The organism is Asaia sp. SF2.1 (genome assembly GCF_000505765.1).
Classification (GTDB): Bacteria; Pseudomonadota; Alphaproteobacteria; order Acetobacterales; family Acetobacteraceae; genus Asaia; species Asaia bogorensis.
On record NZ_AYXS01000010.1, the window covers coordinates 217 to 7720 of the forward strand.

Consider the following 7504-nt stretch of genomic DNA (forward strand, 5'->3'; position numbering starts at 1 on the left):
ACAGGCCAAATACGTATTTATCGGCACGATGGCCGTTCTGCTCGCCCCCAAGGCGCTCGCGCTGATCGCCGCCCTGTTTGATCGGGCCATGCTGCGCAGCTGCGGTGGCTTTGTCCGCCTGGTAGCCTCCATCCTGCTGGAAACGCTCATCGGCGGTCTCATCGCGCCGATTGCGATGCTGATCCATACCTCAGGCGTCATTTCGATACTGCGCGGCCGCGACTCCGGCTGGAATGCCCAGAACCGCGATGACGGGCGCGTTTCCCTCAAGGAAGTGGCGCATGGCTACTGGATCTATACCGCCTATGGTCTGGTCATGGCCGCTGCGGCCTGGTCGGTCTCGTTCTCGCTCTTCCTGTGGATGACGCCGGTTCTGATTGGTCTGGCGCTGGCCATTCCTCTGGCCGCCATGACGGCAAGCCGTGATGTCGGTCTGTGGCTCAGAAGCTGGGGGCTCCTGCTCATCCCCGAAGAGACCAATCTGCCGCCCATCCTGAAGCTTGCCGCCGAGAACGATCTGCGTCGCACCCAGGCCGAAGCCATGCCGGATCGCCCCCCGGCCGAGGCCTTCGCTGCCCTGCGCAGCAATCCGGCCCTCGCTGCCGAGCATCGTCGCGCCCTGCCGGTCGCCCGCCAACCCGGTGCCGCTATCGACGCCAATCTGCTGGTCGGTCTGCTGAAACTGCGTGAAGCGGCTTCCGTGGACAGTGCTCTTGCGACATTGTCCCGGCAGGAGAAAGCCTCTGTCCTGTGCAGCGCCGAAGGTCTGGACCTTATTCTCGGCCTTCCTGCCTGAACACGGTTGATGGGAATAATGCCTGTTCCGGTGTTATTCCCACGGGGCCCTGCCCCGCACCCATGAAGGGATGAACCCCTCCAATCCCCGCACCACATTTGCCAAAGTCCCGGAAGATCCCTGCCTTCAGGCATGGTCTCGGGTAGCGCTCCATAACGGCAGACCACAAAAAAAGGCCAGCCTTGCGGCTGACCCCTTTTGTCGTTCGATCGTGGCAGGCGCTTACTTGAAATCCTGCCCGCGCTGACGGACCTGGGCGCAAAGCTGCGTGCGATGGCTCAGATCGAGGGTGGAAACATCAAAGGGAACGTTGGTGTTGCTCTGCAGCAGGCCCTGACCACCCAGCGAGTAGTACTGGTCGTTCTGCACATCGGGACGCTTGGCCAGCTTGCGGCCTACAACGCGGAGCGTGTTGCCGTGCACCAAGTGGTTACGCACACAATAGCTGGCGAGGCCAGCGAGATTGCCCGCCTTGGCCGCATCGAGCGAGGGCAGACCATAATTATCGAGAACGCCCGGCGTGCTGGCGGTCGCTACCGTGTTGCTCACGCCGCTGCCACCAACGGCCTGCATGACGTGACTGGCTGCATCCGGAGCGCCATCACGATGAACAGGAATGGACCCGGCAGGCATCACGGTGGACTGCGTTCCTGGTGCGACGGACGGCACGGGAGCCTGCTGCGCATGCGCAGAGGCGCCAGCGAAAGTAAGGCCAGCAACCGCGGTCAGACCGAGACAAAGACGAGACAACATGAAAGCGATCCTTTTTTTCTGCTCTTTTTCAGACCCGTCTCTTGCAAGCGGAGCCTGTTAAAACGCGCTTTCCCGAAAGTATATCGGGATGAAGGACGTGTGCTTTCCTAACATGTGAGGCGCCAAGTGGTTTATTCCCCTATCGAAACTTCGGCGCTCCATCATGGGGACGTTGAGGTGCGCCCCATTCTGCCGCACTCTGGTACAGGTTTTGTTTTTCCAGACTGAGGCCCTGCCATGATTCCTCCCTCGCCACGGCGCGTACCGCACACCATTACCCAGCTCGAACGGGTCAGGCAGGATGACTACGCCTGGATGAAGGACGAGAACTGGCAGAAAGTCCTGCGCGATCCGTCCCTGCTTCGCACGGATATCGCCGAGGCCCTGCGCGAGGAAAACAGCTACACCGAGCACTGCCTGGCCGATGTGGCACCAGAACGCGCCGCGCTGCTTCAGGAAATGATCGGCCGTATTCCTCCGGCAGAAGATTCCGTTCCCTGGCCCGATGGGACATGGCTCTATTTTTCCCGCTTCGCCAAGGATGCACAGCATCCGGTCTATCTGCGCCGCCCCCGGTCCGGCGGTGAGGATCAGGTCCTGCTCGATGTCGAGGCACTAGCCAAAAGCCACGCCTATTTCGCCCTGGCTGGCGTCCGTCATTCCGATGACCACCGGGTCTTCGTCTATGCCGCCGATACGCAGGGGTCAGAGGTCTATCGCCTGCACAGCATCGATACGACCACCGGTGATGCCTTTGCCCCTCCTGTCGAGAGTGCCGCAGGCAGCTTCGTGATCTCGCCCGACAGTGCCTGGCTGTTCTGGATCTACCGTGATGACCACGGACGGCCCTCGCGCGTCTATCGTCGTCCGCTGGCGGGCGGCGAAGATGTTCTTGTGTTCGATGAGCCCGATTCAGGCTTTTTCCTGAGTCTGTCGGTCACAGCGTCACGCCAATGGATTCTGATCGAACGTGGCGATCATGACACGAACGAGACGCTGCTGATCCCTGCCAGCGACCCGACACAGGCACCCCGCATCGCCTCACCCCTCAAGCGGGGCGAGCGTTATACCCTCACGCACTGGAATGACCGCTTCATCATTCTCACCAATGCGGAAGGGGCAGTCGATTTCCAGTTCATGCAGGCGCCGGACCAGTCGCCATCGAGAGAGAACTGGACGCCTTTCCTCGCGCATGAGCCGGGGCGCTTCCTGCTGGGTGCTGCAGCGTGCCGGGACTATCTCGCCTGGGCGGAACGGGTAAACGGCAATATCGAGATTCATGTCGTGTCAGAGAGCGCTGCGGGGGACCGCGCCGGGAACGACACCGATCACGGCGCTATCCGAACGCGGGTCCGCACGATCGGCATGAAGGAGCCCGCTTTCGACCTCACCCTGCTGGGCTTTCTCGAATATGACGACAGCATCCTGCGCTATATCTACGAATCACCGACCACGCCCGCGCACTGGTACGATCTCGATATGCGCACAGGCGAGCAAAGCCTGAAGAAAATTCGTGAAATCCCCTCCGGTCATGATCCGTCCCTTTACGAGACCCATCGCCTGTTCGCCATCGCCTCTGATGGCGCAGAGGTACCCGTCACCGTTCTCAAGCGTCGGGACACCCCATGCGACGGAACAGCTCCCCTCCTGCTCTACGGGTACGGGTCTTACGGTATCTCGATGGAATCCGGGTTCAGCACTTCGGTGTTCAGCCTAGTCGATCGCGGCTGGGTCTATGCCGTTGCGCATATCCGTGGCGGCTCGGAAAAGGGCTGGAACTGGTTTCTTGAGGGTCGCGGCAAACACAAACCCAACAGCTTTACCGATTTCGTGGCCTGCGCCCGTCATCTGGTCGGGCAGGGCTACGGACAGGCCGGGCGTATCGTGGCGCATGGCGGTTCTGCGGGCGGGTTGCTCATGGGGGCGGTCGCCAATCTTGCCCCGGAGCTGTTCGCCGGCGTTGCCGCCCAGGTACCGTTTGTCGATGTGCTGAACACGATGTCAGATGACACCCTCCCCCTTACCCCGCCGGAATGGCCCGAATGGGGGAACCCGCTGGAAGACCGTGACGCGTATGATCTGATTGCCAGCTATTCGCCCTATGACAATATCCGACCCGTGGCCTATCCCCCGGTTCTGGCGATGGGAGGGTTGTCAGACCCGCGTGTGACCTATTGGGAACCGGCCAAATGGATCGCGAAACTCCGCGAAGTTGCCACAGGCGGGCCCTTCCTGTGCCGTATCAACATGGATGCCGGGCACGGGGGCTCATCGGGTCGGTTCAAACGGCTGGAAGAAGTGGCCTATGTCTATGGCTTCGCACTCTGGGCCATGGCCCGTCGCCCGCTGCCGGATCAGACTCCCTGATCCGGAACCCGGCCCCCTTCATACGGGGCCGGAACCATAATCAGTCGTCGCTATCGGCCTGGGGGCGTGGCCTTATGGCGGCACACATGGCCGGGAGCTTGGGATCGGCCTCACCCTTGGTGCGGCACAACGTCCGGGCATCCGTGCCGCAAACCTCGATCGTCTCCTCAAAATCGGATTCGAGCACATCGCGCGCTACAGCCGCATCCTGGTTGTTGCTGTCCGAGTCCTGGTTCGCCACGATCTTCTGCGTCTTGTGCAGCTCCTTGAGCGCCTCCACACAGCTGTCGCTGGCCGAGTCCGGGTCGGTCTGGAGAACGGCCAGAATCCGGTTGAGCACGGAGGCAGGATCGTTCTTGGGCTTGGGCGCAGCCTGCGCCGAGAGGGGCAGACCCAACATGAGGGCGGCTAGAACAGGCAGAGCTTTCTTCATGGAATCAAGATAATTGGGTTTTCATCCTTTGAAAACGCCCAAAATAAAGGGTTTCATGGGGTTGAGGCTCAGTCGGGAGTTGACTCTGACCGGAGCCATGAGTATTCCGACCACCTCTCGCGGGCGCGACGCCCGTTCGTCTTGCATGGCCCGGGAAGCAAATTATCATGAAGATTCGTAACAGCCTCAAATCTGCCAAGCTCCGCGACAAGGACTGCCGCGTCGTTCGCCGTCGTGGCCGCGTCTATGTCATCAACAAGAAGAACCCGCGCATGAAGGCTCGCCAGGGCTAATTCCCTGCTGATGCCGAAACGGAGCTTTCGCCCCGTTTTAATGCGTTACACGGCCCTTCGCGGGGCCGTCGTCAGGCCGTGTCTGCTCTTGGGCAGCACGGCTTTTGTCGTTCTGGCCCTCTCCCCGGCCAGGGGATCGCCTGACGGCCACCCAGCGCCCGGCCACAAACCCGGCCTGCACAGGGCTGCCACATCTCCGGCAATCCCTGACAAGACGAGCACGAGCGGCGCAGACAAAGAGCCAAACGGGTCTGTAGGCACGCCCCCCGCGATGCGAGATAGCGGCAAGCCGAATTCTGCCAAGCCTTCTCCCGGTGCCAAGCCCCCCAACGCGCCAAAGCCTGACCCCCTTCAGGAGACGAACAAGGCCCTGCGTATGGCGCATACGCCCGCAGAAGCCCGCGCTCTGGAACGACGCGCCGAGACGCTGCGCCAGAAGAACCTCTCTGCCAGCACGCGCCTGTTGCTGGAAAATGCGGATTCGAGCCTCAAGGCCCATGATTATCGCAAGGCCGAGGCGGCACTCGACAACGCCCTTGTGCTTCAGCCTGACAAGCCATTCATCCGGCGCGGCCGGGCGCGGGTGCGCTATGCGGCGGGCGATTTCGAAGGGGCGATCAGCGATCTGGGCGTTGCCTTGCAGAAAGACCCTGACGACCCGCTTTCATGGCAGTTGCTTTCGCAGGTCGAGGAGGAACGCCACGATCTCAAGGCGGCCCTGCAGGCGGCCCGACAGCTTCTCGTGGTCGATCCGCTGGCCAGCGGCGGTGCCAAACGTGTGAAGGCGCTGCAGGCCCAACTGGATGGACGCGCCATTTAAAGCGCGTCACGATCTCAACTCTGCCTTGATTATGCAGTTTGATGAGATGTCGAAGTCAAAGGAGAACATCATGTTCAAGAAGAACAAGGCTCAGGTTACCGAACTGACGGCCCCCGAGGCCCAGAAAAAGGGCTGCTGCATCAGCAAGATGTGCGGCTCGGCCAAGCCGCAGACCAAGGAAGCCATCCTGGGTGGCCTGACCTTTCTCAGCATGTTCGGCCCCAAGAAGCTGCGTCCCCATCTGCAGCACCTTCTCGCCGTGATCGCTATCGTGACCTTCGTCGTCAAGGCCATCAAGCCCAAGCGCGAAGACAAGTCCGCCTGATTTTTACTCCCTTCCTTGCCCTCGCCCGGGGATGACAAGGCTCTTCACCGGGCGAGGGCGATACAGGGGGTGCCCGGCCCCAGCAGGGCGCTGCCCTGCACCCGTGAAGGGGCACACCCCTTCAACCCCCGCTTCGAAGTAAGCAGGTTTCCAAAGGACAATTGTCCTTTGGCGGGGTTCGGGGCAGCGCCCCAATGCCAATAAGTCCGGCGAAACGCTTCCTTTCTAGAGAAACGAAATCGGGTCGATATCGATATCGATGCGCTCATGGCTCGTCAGTTTCACGCCGTCGAGCCATGCCCGCAGGATGGGCTGAACCGCCACATTGCGTCGGGTACGCAGCAGGAGGCGACGCCGATGGCGACCCCGAAGAATAGCGAGAGGGGCCGGTGCAGGGCCAAGCACCTGGATACCGGCGCCTTCCGGGGCACGTGCGCCCAGCAGATTGGCAACCTTATCGGCGGCCTCGGCTGAATCCGCACTGACTATGACCGCAGCCAGACGCCCGTAGGGAGGCCAGAAACCGGGCTTTCGCTGCGCCGATTCCTGCTCCATGAACGCCAGATAATCATTCGAGACGAGCGCCTTCATAACGGGATGGTCCCCCAGATAGCTCTGAAGCAGAACCGTCCCGGGCTTTTCCGCACGACCAGCGCGACCCGCCACCTGATGCAGAAGCTGGACCGTGCGCTCGGCGGCACGCAGGTCGCCACCGCCAAGACCGAGATCGGCATCAACCACACCCACAAGAGTGAGGTCAGGGAAATGCCAGCCCTTGGCAACAATCTGGGTACCGATCACAAGGTCGATCTCGCGATCGCTGATGCGCCTGACTGCGTCGGCCGTCGCTGAGGGCGAGCCCAGCGTATCGGAGGCCATGACCAGAATACGCGCATCGGGAAAATGCAGCCGCGCTTCCTCATGCACGCGCTCGATACCCGGCCCGACGGCCACGAGGCTGGATTCGGCAGCGCAGGACGGGCAGGTATCGGGCAGGGGCTCATGATGCCCGCAATGATGGCAGGTCAGGATCTGCCGGGCCCGATGCTCGACCAGCCAGGCCGAGCAATTGGGGCACTCCATACGATGACCGCAGGCACGGCACAGGGTGAGGGGCGCATAGCCACGACGGTTGAGGAACAGCATGGCCTGTTCCTCATGCGCAAAGGTCGCGCTGATGGCGTCTGTCAGGGCAGGCGACAGAAACTGGCCGCGCTCGGGCGGCGCCCGGCGCATATCGACAAGGCGCACATCGGGCAACGTGGCGTTGCCGTGGCGGCTATGCAGCACCACGTGCTGGTAGCGCCCGTGCTCCACATTGGTGAGCGTCTCAAGGCTGGGCGTGGCAGAAACAAGAATGGCCGGCACATCTGACAGGCGCGCCCGGACAATGGCCATATCGCGCCCGTGATAGGTTACTCCCTCTTCCTGCTTGAAGGCTGTCTCATGCTCCTCATCCACCACGATCAGACCAAGATCGGGGAAGGGCAGAAACAGGGCCGATCGTGCGCCCACCACAACCGGGGCCTGACCTTTGGCAATGGCATGCCATGTCTCGCGACGTTTCTTGCCGCCCAGTTCGGAATGCCAGAGCGCAGGCTGCACACCAAAGCGTCTGGCAAAGCGATCTGTCCACTGCGTGGAAAGCGCAATTTCGGGCAGAAGCACGAGACATTGCCGGCTGTCCGCAAGGCAGGCGGCAATGGCCTCGAAATAG

Annotated in this window: 7 protein-coding genes and 1 pseudogene; 5 read left to right on the forward strand and 3 right to left on the reverse strand. The window is 61.8% G+C overall.

Annotation, left to right across the window (positions count from 1 at the left end):
- A pseudogene (locus tag P792_RS25880) lies at positions 1-796 on the forward strand (glucan biosynthesis glucosyltransferase H); the annotation flags it as partial.
- 222 nt (positions 797-1018) lie between these two features.
- On the opposite strand, the gene P792_RS25885 reads toward P792_RS25880, so the two are convergent.
- The gene (locus tag P792_RS25885) at positions 1019-1549 is read right to left on the reverse strand and encodes a hypothetical protein (RefSeq protein ID WP_023978230.1); all 531 of its coding nucleotides are present in this window, start codon (positions 1547-1549) and stop codon (positions 1019-1021) included.
- 237 nt (positions 1550-1786) lie between these two features.
- Between P792_RS25885 and P792_RS25890 the strand changes: the two genes are divergently transcribed.
- Entirely contained in the window at positions 1787-3916 is a 2130-nt protein-coding gene (locus tag P792_RS25890) for a S9 family peptidase (protein WP_023978231.1), read from the forward strand.
- A gap of 40 nt (positions 3917-3956) precedes the next feature.
- Here P792_RS25890 and P792_RS0118455 read toward each other — a convergent pair whose 3' ends face one another.
- The gene (locus tag P792_RS0118455; protein ID WP_031240422.1) at positions 3957-4349 is read right to left on the reverse strand and encodes a hypothetical protein; all 393 of its coding nucleotides are present in this window, start codon (positions 4347-4349) and stop codon (positions 3957-3959) included.
- Between the two features lie 167 nt (positions 4350-4516).
- Between P792_RS0118455 and ykgO the strand changes: the two genes are divergently transcribed.
- From ykgO to P792_RS25905, 3 genes are all read left to right on the forward strand, one after another.
- Entirely contained in the window at positions 4517-4642 is a 126-nt protein-coding gene (gene ykgO / locus P792_RS25895; RefSeq protein WP_023978233.1) for a type B 50S ribosomal protein L36, read from the forward strand.
- Positions 4643-4913: 271 nt separating this feature from the next.
- Positions 4914-5462: a tetratricopeptide repeat protein gene (locus P792_RS25900; RefSeq protein ID WP_023978234.1), complete on the forward strand. Its 549-nt coding sequence runs from the start codon at positions 4914-4916 to the stop codon at positions 5460-5462.
- Positions 5463-5532: 70 nt separating this feature from the next.
- Positions 5533-5787: a hypothetical protein gene (locus P792_RS25905; RefSeq protein ID WP_146926680.1), complete on the forward strand. Its 255-nt coding sequence runs from the start codon at positions 5533-5535 to the stop codon at positions 5785-5787.
- Between the two features lie 225 nt (positions 5788-6012).
- Here the strand turns inward: P792_RS25905 and priA are convergent.
- The coding region (gene priA, locus P792_RS25910; protein WP_023978236.1) for a primosomal protein N' at positions 6013-7504 on the reverse strand (1492 nt) is incomplete at its 5' end.

Coding starts and splice junctions, on each gene's coding strand:
- ykgO (WP_023978233.1), top strand. CDS start 4,517: ATGAAGATTCGTAACAGCCTCAAATCTGCCAAGCTCCGCGACAAGGAC.
- P792_RS25890 (WP_023978231.1), top strand. CDS start 1,787: ATGATTCCTCCCTCGCCACGGCGCGTACCGCACACCATTACCCAGCTC.
- P792_RS25885 (WP_023978230.1), bottom strand. CDS start 1,549: ATGTTGTCTCGTCTTTGTCTCGGTCTGACCGCGGTTGCTGGCCTTACT.
- P792_RS0118455 (WP_031240422.1), bottom strand. CDS start 4,349: ATGAAGAAAGCTCTGCCTGTTCTAGCCGCCCTCATGTTGGGTCTGCCC.
- P792_RS25900 (WP_023978234.1), top strand. CDS start 4,914: ATGCGAGATAGCGGCAAGCCGAATTCTGCCAAGCCTTCTCCCGGTGCC.
- P792_RS25905 (WP_146926680.1), top strand. CDS start 5,533: ATGTTCAAGAAGAACAAGGCTCAGGTTACCGAACTGACGGCCCCCGAG.